The sequence below is a fragment of the Cupriavidus sp. NPDC089707 genome (assembly GCF_044748965.1).
Lineage (GTDB): Bacteria > Pseudomonadota > Gammaproteobacteria > Burkholderiales > Burkholderiaceae > Cupriavidus.
In genome coordinates this window covers 49,573-66,724 of sequence record NZ_JBIVHB010000011.1, presented here as the reverse complement: position 1 = coordinate 66,724, position 17,152 = coordinate 49,573, and the positions used below count along the sequence as shown (strand labels likewise).

General features: G+C 66.1%; 15 protein-coding genes and 3 pseudogenes. 6 read left to right on the top strand and 12 right to left on the bottom strand.

Annotated elements, in window-relative coordinates; genetic code table 11:
- The first annotated feature begins 6 nt into the window (after nucleotides 1-6).
- The 4 genes and pseudogenes from ACIP1U_RS18800 to ACIP1U_RS18785 all read left to right on the top strand — a co-directional run.
- Nucleotides 7-1,023, top strand: coding sequence for a YhdH/YhfP family quinone oxidoreductase (locus tag ACIP1U_RS18800; RefSeq protein ID WP_400317697.1), 1,017 nt, complete (start codon nucleotides 7-9; stop codon nucleotides 1,021-1,023).
- Nucleotides 1,020-2,159, top strand: a complete 1,140-nt coding sequence (locus ACIP1U_RS18795; protein ID WP_400317694.1) for a CaiB/BaiF CoA transferase family protein — start codon at nucleotides 1,020-1,022, stop codon at nucleotides 2,157-2,159. Before ACIP1U_RS18800 ends, ACIP1U_RS18795 begins: the two co-directional genes overlap by 4 nt.
- Nucleotides 2,160-2,192: 33 nt before the next feature.
- Nucleotides 2,193-3,374, top strand: a complete 1,182-nt coding sequence (locus tag ACIP1U_RS18790) for an acetyl-CoA C-acyltransferase (protein ID WP_400317691.1) — start codon at nucleotides 2,193-2,195, stop codon at nucleotides 3,372-3,374.
- Nucleotides 3,349-3,569, top strand: a pseudogene (locus tag ACIP1U_RS18785) (hypothetical protein); the annotation flags it as partial. The gene ACIP1U_RS18790 and the pseudogene ACIP1U_RS18785, both read left to right, overlap by 26 nt.
- Before the next feature lie 65 nt (nucleotides 3,570-3,634).
- On the opposite strand, the pseudogene ACIP1U_RS18780 reads toward ACIP1U_RS18785, so the two are convergent.
- The 3 genes and pseudogenes from ACIP1U_RS18780 to ACIP1U_RS18770 form a co-directional block, all read right to left on the bottom strand.
- Nucleotides 3,635-4,006, bottom strand: a pseudogene (locus tag ACIP1U_RS18780) (SDR family NAD(P)-dependent oxidoreductase); the annotation flags it as partial.
- 313 nt (nucleotides 4,007-4,319) lie between these two features.
- A complete protein-coding gene (locus tag ACIP1U_RS18775) occupies nucleotides 4,320-5,753 on the bottom strand; it encodes an amidohydrolase (protein WP_400317689.1) in 1,434 nt (477 codons plus the stop codon).
- Between the two features lie 6 nt (nucleotides 5,754-5,759).
- On the bottom strand, nucleotides 5,760-6,749 hold the full coding sequence (locus ACIP1U_RS18770) for a Bug family tripartite tricarboxylate transporter substrate binding protein (protein WP_400317686.1): 990 nt from the start codon (nucleotides 6,747-6,749) through the stop codon (nucleotides 5,760-5,762).
- 180 nt (nucleotides 6,750-6,929) lie between these two features.
- Here ACIP1U_RS18770 and ACIP1U_RS18765 point away from each other — a divergent pair, with 180 nt between their 5' ends.
- Entirely contained in the window at nucleotides 6,930-7,958 is a 1,029-nt protein-coding gene (locus tag ACIP1U_RS18765) for a LysR family transcriptional regulator (RefSeq protein WP_400317683.1), read from the top strand.
- A 55-nt stretch (nucleotides 7,959-8,013) separates the two neighbouring features.
- On the opposite strand, the gene ACIP1U_RS18760 is transcribed toward ACIP1U_RS18765, so the two are convergent.
- Both ACIP1U_RS18760 and ACIP1U_RS18755 read right to left on the bottom strand, forming a co-directional pair.
- Entirely contained in the window at nucleotides 8,014-8,592 is a 579-nt protein-coding gene (locus tag ACIP1U_RS18760) for an ATP-binding cassette domain-containing protein (protein ID WP_400318026.1), read from the bottom strand.
- Between the two features lie 534 nt (nucleotides 8,593-9,126).
- Nucleotides 9,127-9,615: pseudogene (locus tag ACIP1U_RS18755) on the bottom strand (ATP-binding cassette domain-containing protein); the annotation flags it as partial.
- 647 nt (nucleotides 9,616-10,262) lie between these two features.
- Here ACIP1U_RS18755 and ACIP1U_RS18750 point away from each other — a divergent pair.
- Nucleotides 10,263-11,066 carry an IclR family transcriptional regulator gene (locus ACIP1U_RS18750; RefSeq protein WP_400317680.1) on the top strand — a complete coding sequence of 268 codons (804 nt, stop codon included), beginning with the start codon at nucleotides 10,263-10,265 and terminating at the stop codon, nucleotides 11,064-11,066.
- A gap of 12 nt (nucleotides 11,067-11,078) precedes the next feature.
- Here ACIP1U_RS18750 and ACIP1U_RS18745 read toward each other — a convergent pair whose 3' ends face one another.
- The 7 genes from ACIP1U_RS18745 to ACIP1U_RS18715 all read right to left on the bottom strand — a co-directional run bounded on the left by ACIP1U_RS18745 (nucleotide 11,079) and on the right by ACIP1U_RS18715 (nucleotide 16,889).
- Nucleotides 11,079-11,507, bottom strand: a complete 429-nt coding sequence (locus tag ACIP1U_RS18745) for a Zn-ribbon domain-containing OB-fold protein (protein WP_400317677.1) — start codon at nucleotides 11,505-11,507, stop codon at nucleotides 11,079-11,081.
- A 2-nt stretch (nucleotides 11,508-11,509) separates the two neighbouring features.
- Complete coding sequence (locus ACIP1U_RS18740; RefSeq protein ID WP_400317674.1) at nucleotides 11,510-12,592, bottom strand: thiolase family protein; 1,083 nt, start codon at nucleotides 12,590-12,592, stop codon at nucleotides 11,510-11,512.
- A gap of 62 nt (nucleotides 12,593-12,654) precedes the next feature.
- Entirely contained in the window at nucleotides 12,655-13,146 is a 492-nt protein-coding gene (locus tag ACIP1U_RS18735) for a hypothetical protein (RefSeq protein WP_400317671.1), read from the bottom strand.
- The gene (locus ACIP1U_RS18730; protein WP_400317668.1) at nucleotides 13,139-13,762 is read right to left on the bottom strand and encodes a MaoC family dehydratase N-terminal domain-containing protein; all 624 of its coding nucleotides are present in this window, start codon (nucleotides 13,760-13,762) and stop codon (nucleotides 13,139-13,141) included. The genes ACIP1U_RS18735 and ACIP1U_RS18730 overlap by 8 nt, the downstream gene beginning before the upstream one ends.
- 44 nt (nucleotides 13,763-13,806) lie before the next feature.
- Nucleotides 13,807-14,772, bottom strand: coding sequence for a Bug family tripartite tricarboxylate transporter substrate binding protein (locus ACIP1U_RS18725; RefSeq protein ID WP_400317666.1), 966 nt, complete (start codon nucleotides 14,770-14,772; stop codon nucleotides 13,807-13,809).
- A 111-nt stretch (nucleotides 14,773-14,883) separates the two neighbouring features.
- Complete coding sequence (locus ACIP1U_RS18720; RefSeq protein ID WP_400317663.1) at nucleotides 14,884-16,068, bottom strand: CaiB/BaiF CoA transferase family protein; 1,185 nt, start codon at nucleotides 16,066-16,068, stop codon at nucleotides 14,884-14,886.
- A gap of 38 nt (nucleotides 16,069-16,106) precedes the next feature.
- Entirely contained in the window at nucleotides 16,107-16,889 is a 783-nt protein-coding gene (locus ACIP1U_RS18715) for an enoyl-CoA hydratase-related protein (RefSeq protein WP_400317660.1), read from the bottom strand.
- Between the last annotated feature and the right edge of the window lie 263 nt (nucleotides 16,890-17,152).

The following is a 17,152-nucleotide window of genomic DNA, read 5'->3' as shown; positions in this document are numbered from 1 at the left end:
GGTGTCATGACAAACCAATCTGTCCCGAAGCGATTCGCCGCGCTGCGCACCCGAAATACAGACGGACATGTGAGTTCGAGTATCGAGCATCTCGGTGTGGAGGACCTGTCTCCTGGCGAAGTGCTACTGCGGGCCCGCTATGCAGGGGTCAACTATAAGGACTGCCTGGCGATCCATGGCGAGGCTCGGATCATCAAGGCGTTCCCGCGCACTGCTGGCATCGAGGTGGTGGGTGAAGTGCTGGATTCGGCGCACCAGCAGGCGCCGCGCGGCACCGAGGTGCTGGTGCATGGCTTCGAAACCGGTATCGCGTTCGATGGGGGCTTCTCCGAGGTCGTTCGCGTACCCGCCAAGCATGTGCAGCAGGTGCCTGCCGGTCTCACGCCGCATCAAGCGGCCATCCTCGGGGTGCCTGGCTTCACGGCTGCCATGGCCTTGGAGCAATTCGAGCAGCGAGGCTTGGCGCCCGATTCAGGCCTGGTGGCCGTGTCCGGCGCGGGCGGAGCGGTCGGCATGCTGGCCATCGCCATACTAGCCCGCGCGGGCTGGCGTGTCGCCGCGCTCACGCGGCGCATGGCACAGGAGCCGGTGCTGCGAGAGCTAGGCGCGGCGGAAGTCATCGATAGCCGTGTGGCCATGGAATCGCAGCGCCCCCTGGAAAAGGCGCGCTTTGCCGCAGCCATCGACAACGTCGGCGGTCCGGTGCTGTCATGGCTGTTGCGTTCCATGTGCGACGGTGGCTGCGTCGCCTCGGTGGGCAACGCGGCCGGGAATGGCTACGAAGCCAGCGTGCTGCCATTCATCATGCGGCGCGTGCAGCTGTTCGGCGTGGTAGCCAATGCGCCATGGCCGCAGCGCCTGCGCCTCTGGGGCCGGCTGGCGGGAGAACTGCGGCCGGACTTCGATAAGCTGATGCCGCATGTGCACCATCTGCGGCTGGAGGAACTCATGGATCATGCTCGATTGCAGTTGCAGGGTGCCACGAGCGGGCGGGCGCTGGTGACTTTTGAGGGGGCGCAATGAAGAGCAAGAGCGGCCCGCTCACCGGATTGCGCGTGCTCGAAATGGAGGCCATCGGGCCCGTGCCCTGGACTGGCATGATGCTGGCCGACATGGGGGCCGACGTGGTGCGCATCGACCGGCCCGAGGCGCAGCACATGGGCATGCGGCGCGACGAACGCTTTCAGTTCAACGCACGCGGCAAGCGGTCGGTGTTGGCCGATGTCAAGACGGCCGAGGGGCATGAACTGGTCCTGAACCTGGCAGAACGAGCCGACGTGCTGCTGGAAGGGCTGCGCCCGGGCGTGATGGAGCGCCTCGGCCTGGGCCCGGACGATTGCCTGGCACGCAACCCGAGGCTCGTCTATGGGCGCATGACCGGATGGGGCCAGAGCGGCCCGTTCGCCAAGGCTGTGGGACACGACATCAACTACATCGCTACCACCGGTGCGCTGCATGCCATCGGCCTCGCTGAGGAAGCGCCTTCGGTGCCGCTCAATCTGATCGGCGACTTCGGCGGCGGCGGCATGCTGCTGCTGGCAGGCGTGCTGGCTGCCGTGCTGCATGTGCGCGGGGGCGGCAAGGGCCAAGTGGTTGACGCGGCGATGGTGGACGGCACCCTGGCGCTGATGGCGCCTATTCTGGGCCAGTGGCAGGCCGGCGAATGGAACGACCGCAGGCAGTCGAACTGGCTGGATGGCGCCGCGCCTTTCTATGGCACCTATGGTACCGCTGACGACAAGCATATTGCCGTCGGTGCCATCGAGCCACGTTTCTACGCGGCCCTGCTGGAGGGACTCGGCCTGTCCGGCGAGCCGCTGCCCAAGCAGCACGACCGTCTGGCGTGGCCAGCGATGCGTGAGCGTTTCGCGGCGATTTTCCGCCAACATACGTGCGCGCACTGGCTAGCCGTGTTTGACGGCACCGAGGCCTGCGTGTCGCCAGTGCTCTCGCTCGGCGAGCTGGCTCGCCATCCGCATCTGGCGCAGCGCGGCAACTTCGTGGAAATGGATGGCGTCCTGCATCCGGCACCGGCCCCGCGCTTCTCGCACACACCTTCGACGATCGCCAGTGCTCCGGTGGTACGCGGCGCAAACGCCGATGCCACGCTGGCTGACTGGGGTGTCCAGTGTCCCGCCACCCCTGTACGGCAGGACTGACTATCTTCACGCTTCGCTCAAAGGAAATACCTGATGCCTGAATCCATCGTCATCGTTGGCGCTGCCCGCACCCCCATGGGCAGCTTCCAAGGAGACTTCGTGTCATTGAGCGCCAACGACCTCGGCGGTGCCGCCATTCGCGCTGCAGTCGCGCGCGCCGGCATTTCCAACGACGCCGTTGGCGAAGTGCTGATGGGCAATTGCCTGATGGCTGGCCAGGGCCAGGCGCCTGCGCGCCAGGCAGCCTTGAAGGCCGGCCTGCCCCAGAGCGCTGGCGCCGTTACCCTCAGCAAGATGTGCGGCTCCGGCATGAAGGCCGCCATGCTGGCGCACGACATGCTGCTGGCCGGCAGCCACGACATCATGGTGGCCGGGGGCATGGAAAGCATGACCAACGCGCCATACCTGATGCTCAAGGGGCGCGGCGGCTACCGCATTGGCCACGATCGCATCTTCGATCACATGATGCTCGACGGCCTGGAAGACGCCTACGAGCCAGGCCGCTCCATGGGTACCTTCGGCGAGGACTGCGCCGCCAGGTACGAGTTCACGCGCGAACAGCAGGACGCCTTCGCCGTTGCCTCGGTGATGCGCGCCAGGCAGGCAGGCGAGAGCGGTGCCTTCGCTGCCGAGATCGCGCCGGTCACAGTGAAGACGCGTACCGGCGAGGCCGTGGTTGCCATGGATGAAGGGCCAGGCAAGGTCAAGCTGGACAAGATCCCCACCCTGAAGCCCGCCTTCACGAAGGACGGGACCATCACCGCCGCCTCCAGCTCCAGCATCAACGACGGGGCGGCGGCGCTGGTGATGCTGCGCGAAAGCACCGCGGCTCGCATGGGCGCAAAGCCGCTGGCGCGCGTCGTGGCGCACACCACGCATGCCCAGGCCCCGGCCTGGTTCTCTACCGCCCCGGTGGGTGCAACGCAAAAGCTACTCAACAGGATTGGATGGAAAGTCTCCGACGTCGACCTGTGGGAGATCAACGAGGCATTCGCCGTCGTGCCCATGGCGTTGATGCACGAGCTGAAAATCAGCCACGACATCGTCAACGTGCACGGTGGGGCCTGTGCGCTGGGCCATCCCATCGGCGCCTCCGGAGCACGCATCGTAGTGACGCTGATCCACGCACTGAAGGCGCGCGGCGGAAAGCGCGGTGTTGCCACCCTGTGCATCGGCGGGGGCGAAGCCACTGCGATGGCGCTGGAGGTGCTCTGATGGAGATCGCGGCAGGGTCTTCATCGTCACCGGGGGCGGGGACTCGGGGGTAGAGCGCGCGTGCTGGCGGCGGGCGGCAAAGTGGTCGTGGCCGACATGCAGGTCGAGAAGGGCGAAATCGTGGCGAAGGATATCGGCGGCACCTTCGTCAAGTGCGACGTGAGCCAGGAGCTCGATGGCCGTGCCGTGGTCGCCAACTGGGGATCAGTCCGACGGACCGCGTTCCGGCTAGCCTTGTCCAGGTTGACGGCCGCTCTCCTTTACCAGATCGTGAAGCCGCCATCGACAGCGATGGCCTGGCCGGTGACAAAGCTTGCGCCGGGCGAGCAGAGCCACATCACGGCGCTGGCAATGTCGGCCGGCTCGCCCAGCCTTTGCATGGGCGTTGCGAGCGTCAGCTGGGCCATGTCTTGCTGGTTCTCGGGGCGGTCGGTGATGGCCGTGTGGGCGATGCCGCCGGGGCAAATGGCGTTAACGCGGATGCCGCGGCTGGCGTAGTCCACCGCAACTGATCGCGTCAGTCCGAGCACCCCGGCCTTTGAGGCGGAGTAAGCCGACAGTCCGGGTCCGCTGACGAGCCCCATGATGGAGGACGTATTGACGATGACCCCTGCGCCGTGCTCCAGCTTTGCGCGCAGGCACGTGCGTATCGCCTCCAGCGACCGGCTCCAGGGAATGTCCTCCATGGGACCCTCATACAGCATCGCCAGCAACTTGCTGAACTGATTGAACTCCAGCATCGACGGCGCTGGCGGATCCGGTGGCACGGGTGTTTTGGCGGGCATACCTGGTATTTCCGGTTAGGCGTTCACGGCACAGGTCATCGTTATCGACTGGCAATACCCACATGGCGAGAACGCGGACGGCGGCGCTGCCGGCATCGTGCAAACGGACTAGCCATGACAGGTTCACGACCGCCGGCATCGCCCGCCGGCCGCTGGTGCGCTAAGTCCTGGTTCTGGCGATGGGCAAGGCCACGTCGTCGGGAATCGGACAGACGTAAGGCTTGCCGCCGCGCCGCGCGACCAGTTCTTCCCGCGCGGCGGCCAGCAACGCTGGCTGTTCGAGCAGGCGGATCGCCGTGGCCGCCATGGACTTGGCCGCGTGCACCATGCCGATATGCGCCAGCGACGAAGTCCCTTGCGAAACCATCTGCCAGGAATGGAAAGGCGTGCCGAAGGCATAGCACGCGACCCAGCACTGCGCGGTGGGCGTGATCCAGCTGACATCGCCCACATCAGTGGAGCCGTAGAGCAGTTCGGTGTCGTCCGGGTCGAACGGCCGCAGGCCATCGAACAGCGCGGGCGGCTTGCCGCGCAAGACGCTGGCCAGCGAGCGGCCGGCTTCGGCCACGTCGCTGTCGGGCAGGGTGGCATGATGACGCGCCGCATCCTCCTGTTCGCGGGCGCCGACCGGCAGCTTGCCGAGCTGCTGCATCTCGGCGTACATGATCCGGTTGAGCGCCGTGTTCTGCATCAGGTTCGAGCAGGCCTTGTCGAAGCGGATCTCGACTTCGCATCCCGTCATCAGCGCCGCGCCGCGGGCGATGTCGCACACGCGCGCGTAGAGCGCCGCGGCATCGTCGTTGCGCGCGGCGCGGATCAGGTAGAGCACCTCGGCGCGGGCCTGCACCACGTTGGGCGACAGGCCGCCGCTGTCGGTGATGGCGTAGTGGACGCGCGCATCGGGCGGCATGTGCTCGCGCAGGTAATTGCTGCCCACGTTCATCAGCTCCACCGCGTCCAGCGCGCTGCGGCCCAGGTGCGGCGAATTGGCGGCATGCGCGGCGCGGCCATGGAAGACGAAGCTCGCCTGGACATTGGCCAGCGTGGCCTGGCTGAACACGCCGGTGTAGCTGGCCGGATGCCAGGTGAGCGCGGCCGACAGTGCATCGAAGACACCGGCGCGTGCCATGAAGGTCTTGCCCGAGCCGCCTTCCTCGGCGGGGCAGCCGTAGAAGCGGATGCGGCCGGGCAACTTGTGTGCGCGCAGATACGCCTGCACCGCGAGCGCCGCCAGGTGTGCCGCGGCGCCCAGCAGGTGGTGGCCGCAGCCGTGGCCGTTCGGCCCGGGGTTTTCCCGCGACGGCATGCATTGGAGGGCGCCGCTCTCCTGGTTCAGTCCGGACAGCGCGTCGTACTCGCCGAGCAGGCCGATCACCGGGCCGCCTTCGCCGAACTCGGCGTGGAAGGCGGTCGGGATGCCGGCGAGATCGGACTGCACGCGGAAGCCGGCCTGCGCAAGGCCATCGGCGTGCAGGCTGGCGGAGACCCGCTCGGCGTAGCGCAGTTCGGCCAGCCCCCAGATCTTGTCGCTGAGTTCGGCGAAGCGCGGCGCTTCGCGTTCAAAGAATGCGTGAAGGTGTTCGATGGGATGCATGCGGTCTTACTCCACCTTGATGCCCGCGCGCTGCACGACGGCGCGGTTGCGCTTGAGCTGGGTGTCGATCAGCGCCTGAAAGTGTGCTTCGTCGCCACCGGCAGGGCTGGCCCCCATCTGTTCGAGCCGCGCCACCACTTCCGGCGCCTGTACGGCTTTCAGCGCCGCCGCGCGCAGCTTGTCGGCCACGGCCGCCGGCGTCTTGGCCGGAACCGCCAGCCCGAACCAGCTGTTGCCCAGGTCGCTCAGTTCGCCATGGCCGAGTTCCTTGAGGGTGGGTACCTGCGGCAGCTGGGGCACGCGCTTGTCACCCGCGACCGCGAGCGGCACGAGCTTGCCGGCCTTCACCTGCGGCAGTGCCGACGGCAGCTGGTCGGGCAGGATCTGGACCACGCCGGCCAGGGTATCGTTGAGTGCGGGGCCGATGCCGCGGTACGGCACGACGGTCATCTTCACGCCGAGCTTGTCGTTCATGGCCTCGACCAGCAGGTGCCCGAGGCTGCCGACGCCGGGCACTGCGCTGCTGTAGGCGCCGGGCTTGCGCTTGAGCTCCGCCACGAAGCCGGCAAAGTCCTTCGCCGGCACGGCCGGATTCACGGTGATGACGGCGGGCATGCTGACCAGCATGGCCAGGGGGCGCAATTGCTGGTTGGTCTTCGCTGCCTTGTCGTAGAAGATCGGATTGACCGCCATGGTGCTGACCGTGGCCAGCCCCAGGGTATAGCCGTCCGGCGCCGCCAGCGCGACCGCCTCGGACCCCATCATGCCGCCGGCACCCGCGCGGTTTTCCACCACCACGGCCTGGCCGAGTTCCTTGCGCATGCGCTCCGCGACCACGCGCGCGATCAGGTCACTGGAACCGCCGGCGGCAAAAGGCACGATCAGCCGCAGCGGCTTGCTCGGGAAGGCCGGCTCGGCGGCGGCGGCCGACGGCAACAGGCAGATGGCCAGCGCCGGCCAAAGATTGGCAAGCTTGCGCGAAATGGGGAATGACATGCGGACTCTCCGACAGAGACGGGAAATGGCGCATACGGCGCCGCCGGAGGGCGGGGCACCCGTGATATGCTCGTTCGCTAATGTAGAAACGGAGGGGGGCGCCCACCAGCCGCTTTTCCCTGCCAGCTATCGGCACTATCAATAGCCGCTACCCGAGCCCCCGACCCGAACCGCCACCCGATGCCCCGCATTGCCAGCGATTCCCCGCCCCCGCCTTTGCCGTCGGCGTGGCCGGACCTAGCCGACGTCGGCACATCCACGCTTGCCAGGGTGCTCTACACCCGGCTTGCCACGCACGGCAGGCTGCGGCAGCTGCAATTGCTGGTAGCGGTGAGCGATTGCGGCAGCATCGCGCGCGCCGCCGGCGAAATACCCATGAGCCAGTCCGCCGCCACGCAGGCCCTGGCCGAACTGGAGCGGATCTTCGGCACGCAGCTTTTCGAGCGCCACGCGCGGGGCATCCGGCCCACGCCGGCCGGGCGCGCCCTGACCGACGCTGCGCGAGGTGTCATGACCCGGCTGCAGCAGGCCGCGGAGTCGCTGGCCGCCATCCGGCAAGGCGCCAGCGCCGCGTTGCGCATCGGGGCGATACCCGCAGCCTCGGGGGCGCTGGTCGCGCCCTTGCTGGGCGCCTTCTACGACGCACATCCGGACGTCCACCTGGAATTGCAGGAAGGCAGCGGATCCAGCCTGCTGCCCCAGCTTGCCGGCGGCGGCCTGGACGCGGTGTTCTGCCGGACGCCGCAGCGGCTGCCGGCAAGCCTGGTCTTCGAACCGTTGCTCGACGACGATGTGGTGATCCTCGCCGCGCCCAGCCATCCCATGGCCGGGCGGCGCAATCTGCCGCTCGAGGCGCTGGCCGGCGCGCGCTGGGTGCTGCCGGCAGCAAGCATACAGTTGCGCGAGGTATTCGAAAGCCTGGTGCTCGGCGCGCTCCCCGAGGCCAAGTGGTTCCCGGTCTCGACACTGTCGCTGCCCGCGCTCGAAGGCCTGCTGCAACAGCCGGGCGCCGTCACCCTGATTCCGCGCAGCGTGTCGGCCGGCATGCTCGCCGGTGCGCGCGTCTGCCGGCTCGACGTGGCCATGTCGGTGCCGCTGTCGCCGCTGGGCGTTGCGCACTCCGCGCACGATGCGCCGGCACTGCTGCAGGACTTCCTGGCGCTGCTGCGTGACCGGCTCGAACGGAACGGTACAGCCGAGGGCCGGTGAGGGCGTGCGCCGAGCGCTTGTCAAATGCGTGGCACCATTGCGCACCGCGCCGGCATCACCATGGCTCTGTGCGCCAACCTTGTTCAGTCGCCACCAGTCGCTCGGTCAAGCCCAGGCGAGTCATGAATGCATCGTCGTGAGACACCACCATCAGCGCGCCCTGGTAGCCGCGCAACATGGTTTCCAGCGCCTGCACGGAAGGCAGATCCAGATGGTTGCTGGGCTCGTCCAGCAATAGAAGGTGGGGCGGTGGGTCGGCATACAGCACGCACGCCAGCGCCGCCTTGAGACGCTCGCCGCCGCTGAGCGAGCCGCTCCGCGCTGCAATTTTCCGGTTATCGAGGCCAAGGTGCGCGAGGCGCATGCGCAGATCCCCTTCAGCCGCCATCCCGTTGGCTGCCAGCATCTGTTCCAGCACGGTTCGCCGCGGGTCCAGGCTGGCCAGCCGTTGGTCCAGGTAGATGCCCTCCACCGACATCCTGCATTTCCCGGCCAAGGGCTGAAGCTGGCGGGCGAGCACTTTGAGCAAGGTTGACTTGCCGCTGCCGTTGGGACCGACTACGCCCACGCGCTGCTGTCCAGTCAAAGTCAGACTGATGTGGCGGGTGGCAGCCGGGACAAAGGGCAGTTCCACGGCCTCCAGTTCCGCGACACGTCTTTGCGATGACAGGACAACCGGCAGTGCGTGCACCACGATGGCCAGATCGTCCTCCACCCGCAGCGCGGCCTCGCGCACACGTTCGGCGCTTTGCAGCAGGGTCGCGGCATGCTGCTGGCGCAGCTTGCCGGCTGAACTTTCGCTGCGTTCTTTCTGGCGGCCCAGCAGGATTTTGGCCTGGTTGGCGTCGTGTCCATGCCGGTGGCCGCGGGCCTTGCGTCGCTCCAGGCGCTCGCTCTGCTCGCGCAGTGACTGTTCTTCGCGCCGGCGTTCGAGCTTGCGTTGGTCGAGCTGCTGGATCGCGTTCTGCCGCTCCTGCTCCTTGCATTGCGCATAGAAGGTGTAGTTGCCGCCATAGCTGCGCAGTCCCAGTGAAGACAGTTCCACGATGCGCGCAATGGCCCCCAGCAATTGCCGGTCATGGCTGACCACAACGAGCCCGCGCGGCCAACGCTGCAATTGCTCGACCAACGCCTGACGGTTCGGTCGGTCGAGGTGGTTGCTGGGCTCGTCCAGGATCAGGAAATCGGCATCCGACAACAAGGCGCCGGCCAGCGTGACGCGCATGGCTTCGCCACCACTGAGGGCGCTGGCAGGCGTCGCGGCGTCGAGATGGCCCATGCCATTGCGCTCGAGTTCGTCCCGCAGCCGCAGTCGTACATCCCAGCGGTCTCCCACGGCCTCGAAGTCTTCGGGCGCACTGCTACCAGCTTCGATGCGTTCGAGGGCATCGAGTATGGTCTGCACACCTGCCAGGTCCGAGACCGTAGCGCCCGACGGATGCGATATCTGCTGGGCGAGGTAGTACACGCTGCCATGGCGCGTACAGCGCCCGGCAGCCGGCTGCACTTGTCCGGCCAGCATGCGCGCCAGCACCGTCTTGCCAGCGCCATTGCGCCCGACCAGACCAGTGGGGCGCTGGTCGAACTGTTCGCTGATATCCGAGAAGAGCGTCCTGCCATCCGGCAGAACGTAAGACGCGCCTTCCAGCGCGAGATAGGGATTCGTCATGGGTTCATTCCAGGGATGCCAGAAGCTCCCCCTGCTCATGGGGGTAGGTGGAGACTGGCCGTCATGAAGACGGCGGCATCAATGGCGCATGACGAGTACCTCGGTGATGTGTGATGGGGTTGTCATGTTAAGGGCGTTTGCGGCGGGGTGCAATGTCGCGCAACGCGCAAGCAGTGATGATCCGGCGCCTGCCGCTAGTGCAGTGGCGGGCTGCTATCGACGCCAACGGCCGTCCGGGGTCGCGCGACCTCGACGACGGCTTCCAGGTTACAACTGCCATTTGCCAAATCGAATTGGCCAGCGCTTCAGCGGCCGAGTCTGCCAGACTCTTGATAGGGCGACGGGCCGGCTGGCCTGCGCCCCGCTATTGCGGCTCGATGCCCGCGTCACGAATTCTCGCCGTCCATAGCTCCAGCGCGGCAAACGGCACGACGATGCGAACCGGTCGGGTAGGGTATGGCTCGGCCATTGCCGGGGTCGTCAAGCAGGCGGGTACGAGTCCGGCGATGAGTAAGGAACACTTCCACTTAGACCGCATGGCCTCTCCTTTATAATCACAGCGTTATCAACGGTGGAACGCCGTTGTTTTGAGAATTTTGGCCTGCTATCCCCAGGTAATCACCAGGAATCGTGCGATGAAAGAGCGTGCTGATGAGTCGGGACTCGCTGCGGTCGATGCGAATCGTCCGCGACTGGATTCGTCTGTCGTCAAAGCGCTCGCTGTGCTTGAAATCCTGAGCAAGGCGGACGTCCCCGTCGGGGTATCGGCGGTGGCCCGGCAGCTCGATCTGGACAAGAGCAATGTGCATAGGCTGTTCGCCACTCTGGTGGAGTTGGGCTACGTTCAGAAGGAAGCCGACACCGGACGCTATTTCCCAACGCTCAAGTTGTGGGAATGCGGCTCGGCGATCGTTGCCCGCTATCCCTTGAAGCGCGCCGCCCAACCCTTTCTGCGATTGTTGCAGCGCCAGACGTCCGAGACAGCCTTTCTGTCCGTATTGCGCGGCTTCGAGGTGATGTATCTGGAACGGATCGATGCCGCCTATCCATTAGTAGCGCCTATGCAGGTCGGCTCTCGGGCACCCGCCTGGCGCACGGCGTCGGGCAAGGCCTTGCTGGCGTTTCAGCCGGACCCCGAAAAAATTCTGGACCAGATCATCGCCACCGAGCCGGCTGCTGCGGCGCTTGACCGGCCTGCGCTGCTCGAAGAATTCGCGCTCATCAAGCGCCGCGGCTACTCCGTATCGGTCAATGCCTGGATACCTGGAATCAGTGCCGTTGCCGCACCCATTCTGAACCTGCGCAACGCGCCCTATGCAGCCGTCGGCATCGGCGGCGTGTCCGACCGGTTTGGCCCGGAACATTTGGAAGGTGTCGTCCGATCGGTGCAGACCGTGGCGGTTGGCATTGCCGAGGCACTGGGAATCCAGCCAGCCTAGCCGGGTTGGGCGCTACGCCGGCCGCAGGGCTTTTGGCCAGCGTTTTTGCGCCAGCACGGCCTGGGGCAGCATCCTGTCCCCGCGCGACTCAAAAACAATGCGGACCCTCGCGCCGATCGACACATCCGCTTCTGTCGCATTGAGGATATTCGTCATGATGCGGATGCCCTCATCCAGATCGATCAGGGCGAGCAAGTAGGGTGCGTCGGCATCGAACGCCTCACTCGGCGCCCGGTGGACGGTGGTGTACGTATGCACCGTGCCAAAGCCGGATGCGGTCTTCCAGGAAAGATCCTGGGCGTGGCAATGGCGGCAGAGCGCGCGCGGGTAGAACTGGGGCTCGTGGCAGGCATTGCAGAACTGATAGCGGAATTCGCCGGCTGTGCAGCCTTCCCAGAAGAGTTGGGTAACGGGCGTCGGGATCGGAATGGTCTTGTCCATGGTCATGCTCTCGCTAGAATGAGGGAACAATGGGCGGAAAGCACGCCGCCGTCGCCATGCACCATGGCGATCCTTGCGTCTCTCACCTGCCGCTCCTGGGCTTGTCCGCGCAGTTGCGATACCGCTTCCACGACGTGGAACATGCCGCCGGCCGCGCCCGAATGGCCATACGACAACAGGCCGCCATGGGTGTTGCAGGCAAGCCTGCCATTGACGCCGAGTTCGCCGGCCAGCGCCGCCGGGCCGGCCTCGCCGCGCTCGAAGAAGCCCATGGATTCCAGCTCCACAAGCAGCGTGATGGTGAACGAGTCGTAGATCTCGGCCACATCGATATCGGCCGGCCGGATTCCGGCGCGGGCAAACGCGGTCCGGCTTGACTGCTTGCAGCCAAAGTCCGTCAGCGATGGGGCCGAGACCACATGCTCATGCGTGTGTCCCTGCCCGCTGCCAATGATGTGGATCGGGAGGGCGGCCGTGTCGGCGGCGGCGTCGGGCGCGCTGACGATCACGGCTGCCGCGCCGTCTGACACCGGGCAACAGTCGAACAGCCGCAGCGGGGAGGAAACCAGTCGGGCCGACATCGCCTGCCCGAGGGTTAGCGGCTGCCGCATATGGGCCAGCGGGTGCAGCGCCGCATAGGCGCGTTGCGTGGTCGCCACCGCTGCCATGTGTTCCGGCATCAAGCCATACTCGTGCATATAGCGGCGGGCAACCAGCGCATAGAACGCGGGAACGGAGGGGCCGTAAGGCTGCTCGAACTGCTGGCTTCCGCCAGCGGCGAGCATGCCTTGCGCAGCGCGTCCCATGCCGGAAAGCCGGTTATCGCCAGTCACGACAAGCATGTGTCTGCAGTGGCCCTGGCTGACCAGTGCAGCGGCTGTCATCACCATGATGCAGGCAGTGGCCCCGCCAACCGACAACGAGGCTGCGTAGGCGGGCTGGATGCCAAGGTACTCGGCTACCAGCGACGACAGCAACATGTGCGGTTCGGTGGTGGAGTACGCGCACAAGAGCCCGTCGATATCGCTCATCTTCAGCCCGGCGTCGGCAACGGCGCCAAGGGCGGCGTCCATATGCAGCGACATGCAGGAGCTTTCCGGGAGCCGGCCCACGGCGGTGCTGCAGGCACCCGTCAACGCTGGATGCTTCATTCTGTAGTCCCTTTGCCTTTGCCTTTGCCTTTGCCTTCTGGCGATGAATTCCGTGCCGGCAGCGTCACCACGACAGGGCCCGGCGCGACCGAGATGCCGCGTTCGTTCTCGCAGCGCATCTCGAGCTCGACGAAGTGCTTTCCGCCTTCTTGCCACTTGCGCCGCACCAGGCCCTTGGTGAGCACGGTATCGCCGGCGACATTGAAGCTGGACATGCGAAACGGTCCCAGGCGGACGATCGTGCCGGCACTGCCGATATAGGCGCGCACGCTCCGCTCCCACATGCCTTGCAGGAAGACGTTGTTGGCGTACGCCTCCTGGGCGCCGCTGGCGCGGGCAATGTCCGAGTTGTGGTGGATCGCGTTGAAATCGCGATTGGCGCCTGCCGCCACGACGAGCCGATGCAGGGTCAGGGGGAAGGCAATGTCAGCGAGCGCCTCGCCCTCCCTGACGTCTTCCCAGTACCGCTGGGCCTTGTCTTCAATCATGCGAGCCTCCCGTGCCGTCAGGCCTTGCATCCGGTCCCTCTGCGGATCGATCCGCGGGGTTATAGCAGTACCGGCTGTAGCACACCCGCGCGACGAGCTGGCCGGACTGGTTGCGGACTTCGCTTTGCCAGGTCAGGAACGCGCCCCTGCCGACCCTGGTTTCCTTCGGCTTGCACGCCAGCAGCCTGGCGCCGGAGATCGAGAGCCGGTCTCCGACCACGATTGGCTCGACGTACTCGACCTCGATGTCAGTCGCGAAGGCACGGAGGGTCCTGGGCTGGGGAATGTGGCTGCCCTGCCAGGGTACGTGCATGCCGGTGTCGGGCTGCACATCCCTTCCCGCGGCCTTCCAGACTTGCACCCCGGCTTCCCAGAGCGGAGGAATGATCCAGGTCAGCAGCGAACTGCAGGGGGCAACAATGTCCCGATACCCGTGTGCGCGCGCAGTGTTCTTGTCGTAGTGCAGCGGGCAGTCGAATTCCAGTGGCTCCAGGAAGCGCCGAATGGCGCTGGCCTCGACAGCATCTGCGCCGCTGCGCTTGTAGTCGAGGCCGAAATCGGTGCCGACGGCATCGATCATCGGCTGCCACGCCCGCATCCAGGCGGTATCCGTCATGTCGTGTCTCCCTTGTCTGTGGTCGCCGGCCTGTGGACCCGGTGTCACTGTGGCTCTATGCCCGCCTCGCGGATCTTCTCCGTCCAGACCGAGAGTTGCGCCTTGACGAAGCTCGCCATCTCCGCTGGCGGCAGGTACGATGGCTCGCCGGACCCGAGCTTCGTCAACTGATTGCGAATGCTGTTGCTGCTCAAGGTCTTCCGGACCGCGGCACTCAGCGTCTCGACGGCCGCGGCCGGTGTGCCGGCCGGCGCGAAGATGCCAGACCAGGCGATGGTCTCGAAGCCGGGGAGCCCGCTTTCGGCCACGGTGGGAACATCGGGCATGGCGGTCGATCGCTGCAGCGACGTCACGGCGATGGCCTTTACCCGCCCGGTCGCGAGGAAGGAGCGCGCGGCCGCCAGGTCGACGAAGGTGAAGCCGATGGACCCGCCAGCCAGGTCCGTCATGACCTGGGTGGCCCCGTTGTAAGGCACAGCCGTGACGGGCAGTCCGGCCCGCTTGACCAGCGAGGAGCCGGCAACGTGGGAAGTGCTGCTGCTGTGGCCGTAGGAAGCCCGCGACGGGTTCGCCCTCAGCCAGGTCAGCAATTGGTCCAGCGTCCGGACTGGCGCGTTGGCATCGACCAGCAGGACCAGCGGCGCCTTCGTGATCAGGGCGACTGGCGTGAAGTCCTTGATCGGGTCGAAAGGCAATTTCTTGAACAACGCGGGTCCTGCCGAATGCGTGGTGCCGGTGGTAAGTAGCAGTGTGTAGCCATCGGGGGCGGCTCTCGCCACCCGCGTGGCGCCGATCGTTGCGCTTGCGCCTGGAAGGTTTTCGACCAGGACAGAGACACCGAGGGAAGAGCGCATGTCCTCGGCCAGCATGCGGGCTACGATGTCGGCGCCGCCGCCGGCTGCGAACGGCACAATCATGCGGATGACACGCTCGGGGTAGGCAGCCAGGGCGCTTCCCGCTGACAGGAGGGCAAGGCTCATTCCTAGCGTGAGGTTTCTGAGATATCGCATGGGTTCTCCTGCGGTTCGCGCGACGCGAAGCGCGCTGGCGTGGGTTGGTCGGCGAAGGTGGCCGATGCCTGTAGTCTCTGCAGTCGATGCAGCGAGGAACACATCACGGAACTAGATGGCGCCGGCCTCCCGCGCTCGCGCGATGGCGCTATCCGACATCCGCAGCCGTTCCCGCAGGATTTCCTCGGTGTGCTGGCCAAGCGCCGGGCTCGGCGATGGCTCGCGAACGCCGGCGCCGTGGAAGCGCAAAGGCGAGTTCGGGACGACAATGGGGCCCAGGGCAGGATCGTCTATCCAATGCAGCATGCCCCGTTCATGCATGTGTGGATCTCGCATGACTTCATCCAGGTCCCTCACCGGTGCGGCGGGAATGCGATGGGCTTCGGTCAGCGAGATGATCTCGGCCTTGTTGTGGCGGCGGGTCCAGTCCTCGACGATGCCATCGACCTCTTCCATGCGCTGGCTCCGTTGCGCTGCGCAGGCATAGCGGCTGTCTTCAAGGAGGTCGGGGCGCTGCATCACTTGCGCCAATCGCGCCCAGTGCGTTTCCTTGACGCAGGCGATCGCGACCCAGCCGTCACTGGCCTCGAACACCGAGTAGGGACACAGCGCCATGCCGCCGTGGCGGTTGCCTGTGCCGCGAGGCGGCTGGCCCGAGTCGTAGAGCATGGCCAGACTGGAGGCCAGCGTGGGATAGATGGTTTCCTGCATGGCAACCTCCACCAAACGCCCTTTCCCGGTGCGGGTGCGCTCCACCAGCGCGGTCACCGCGGCCCCATAAAGATGCACCCCCGCCAGGAAGTCCGCGAACGCCGGTCCGGCCTTGAGGGGCGGGCCGTCAGGAAAGCCGGTAATGCTCATGGCGCCGGAAACGGCCTGCACGCTGATGTCCATGGCAAGACGGTCGCGATCCGGCCCGCTCAGGCCGAAGCCAGTGCCAGAGGCATAGACGAGCCGGGGATTGATCGTCTTCAGCGTCTGCCAGCCCACGCCGAGCTTGTCCATGACACCGGGGGCATAGTTCTCGATCAGCACGTCGGCATCCCGCACCAGCTCAGTCAGCACGTCGCGGCCGGCGGCCGACTTGAGATTGAGCGTCATGCTGCGCTTGTTCGTATTCAACATGGCGAACGGCAGCAAAGCGCCCTTGGAGACCGCGGCGCGCGAGCGCACCGGGTCCCCCGTCGGGGGCTCGATCTTGATCACCTCCGCACCGGCTTTCGCCATCAGGAAGGTCGCATAGGGGCCAAGGTAAGCCTGGCTCAGATCGAGGACGGTGATGTCGGCCAGCGGCATGCAGGCAGCTTCAGTGGGATGCATGGTGATGACCCTGACTAACGGTTTTGCCAGTTGGGCTTGCGCTTTTCTGCAAAGGCGCGTGGCCCTTCGATAAAGTCCTCGCTCTCCATCAACGTCATGATCGCGGGGTACTGGGTCCGATATGCCGTTTCGATGTCGGGCGCGGCCAGGCCGCGCAGCGCGGCGTTCTTTGTCGCCCGAATGGAGATCGGTGCGCATTCCAGAATCTGCTGGGCCCACCGCCGTGCGGCAGTCATGGCCTGCCCGGCCGGTGCAACCTCATTGACGAACCCCAGTGCCAGGCCCTCTTCGGCGCTCACGCGCCGGCCGGTCAGCAGGATGCCCATGGCGGCTTGCATCGGCAGGCTGCGAACCAGCCTGTGCATCCCGCCGCCAAGCGCGGCCAGCCCCACGCGCGGTTCGGATAGCGCGAAGACTGCGTTCTCCGCCGCAACGACGATATCGCAGGCCAGGGCCAACTCGAATCCACCACCCATTGCAATGCCGTTGACGGCGGCGATCACCGGCTTGTTCAGGTCAAAGCGCGAAGTCAGGCCTGCGAAACCGGAGGGGATGTACTCGCGCTTGACGCCCGCGGCCGTTGCCTTCAGGTCATTCCCGGCACTGAAGGCGCGATCCCCAGCGCCCGTCACGATCGCAACCCACAAGTCCGGATCCTTGGCGTAGGCATCCCACACGGATGCCAGCTCCCTGTTCGCGGGGGAATAGAGCGCATTCATCACTTCCGGACGGTTAATCGTCACCTCGAGCACCTTCCCGTCGCGGCGCAGGTGACAGAATTTCAGATCTTCTTGCAACGATGTTCTCCTATAGACAACGACGTTGTTATGATTGGAGATGAGTGTGGGGGTGTCAAGGCGAAATCCCGCTAGGGCAAACCCCAAGGTGCAGGCTTGCGGGGGGATTGGTGGTGCGAGCGCAGGACGTCGACGTGACGGGTGACGGTCCCTCATGTCACGTCATCAACCAAGGCTTCAGCGCTGGACTCTGACGTTCGCCGGCCGGTCGCGGTATCCGGCGTCAAATCGTCAGTTTTGACGACGGACAGTCGAGGGGGACG

Bases quoted from the DNA above. Each gene is read 5' to 3' on its own strand.
- ACIP1U_RS18800 (WP_400317697.1), top strand. From the start codon at position 7: ATGACAAACCAATCTGTCCCGAAGCGATTCGCCGCGCTGCGCACCCGA.
- ACIP1U_RS18795 (WP_400317694.1), top strand. From the start codon at position 1,020: ATGAAGAGCAAGAGCGGCCCGCTCACCGGATTGCGCGTGCTCGAAATG.
- ACIP1U_RS18790 (WP_400317691.1), top strand. From the start codon at position 2,193: ATGCCTGAATCCATCGTCATCGTTGGCGCTGCCCGCACCCCCATGGGC.
- ACIP1U_RS18775 (WP_400317689.1), bottom strand. From the start codon at position 5,753: ATGCATCCCATCGAACACCTTCACGCATTCTTTGAACGCGAAGCGCCG.
- ACIP1U_RS18770 (WP_400317686.1), bottom strand. From the start codon at position 6,749: ATGTCATTCCCCATTTCGCGCAAGCTTGCCAATCTTTGGCCGGCGCTG.
- ACIP1U_RS18765 (WP_400317683.1), top strand. From the start codon at position 6,930: ATGCCCCGCATTGCCAGCGATTCCCCGCCCCCGCCTTTGCCGTCGGCG.
- ACIP1U_RS18750 (WP_400317680.1), top strand. From the start codon at position 10,263: ATGAAAGAGCGTGCTGATGAGTCGGGACTCGCTGCGGTCGATGCGAAT.
- ACIP1U_RS18745 (WP_400317677.1), bottom strand. From the start codon at position 11,507: ATGGACAAGACCATTCCGATCCCGACGCCCGTTACCCAACTCTTCTGG.
- ACIP1U_RS18740 (WP_400317674.1), bottom strand. From the start codon at position 12,592: ATGTCGCTGCATATGGACGCCGCCCTTGGCGCCGTTGCCGACGCCGGG.
- ACIP1U_RS18735 (WP_400317671.1), bottom strand. From the start codon at position 13,146: ATGATTGAAGACAAGGCCCAGCGGTACTGGGAAGACGTCAGGGAGGGC.
- ACIP1U_RS18730 (WP_400317668.1), bottom strand. From the start codon at position 13,762: ATGACGGATACCGCCTGGATGCGGGCGTGGCAGCCGATGATCGATGCC.
- ACIP1U_RS18725 (WP_400317666.1), bottom strand. From the start codon at position 14,772: ATGCGATATCTCAGAAACCTCACGCTAGGAATGAGCCTTGCCCTCCTG.
- ACIP1U_RS18720 (WP_400317663.1), bottom strand. From the start codon at position 16,068: ATGCCGCTGGCCGACATCACCGTCCTCGATCTGAGCCAGGCTTACCTT.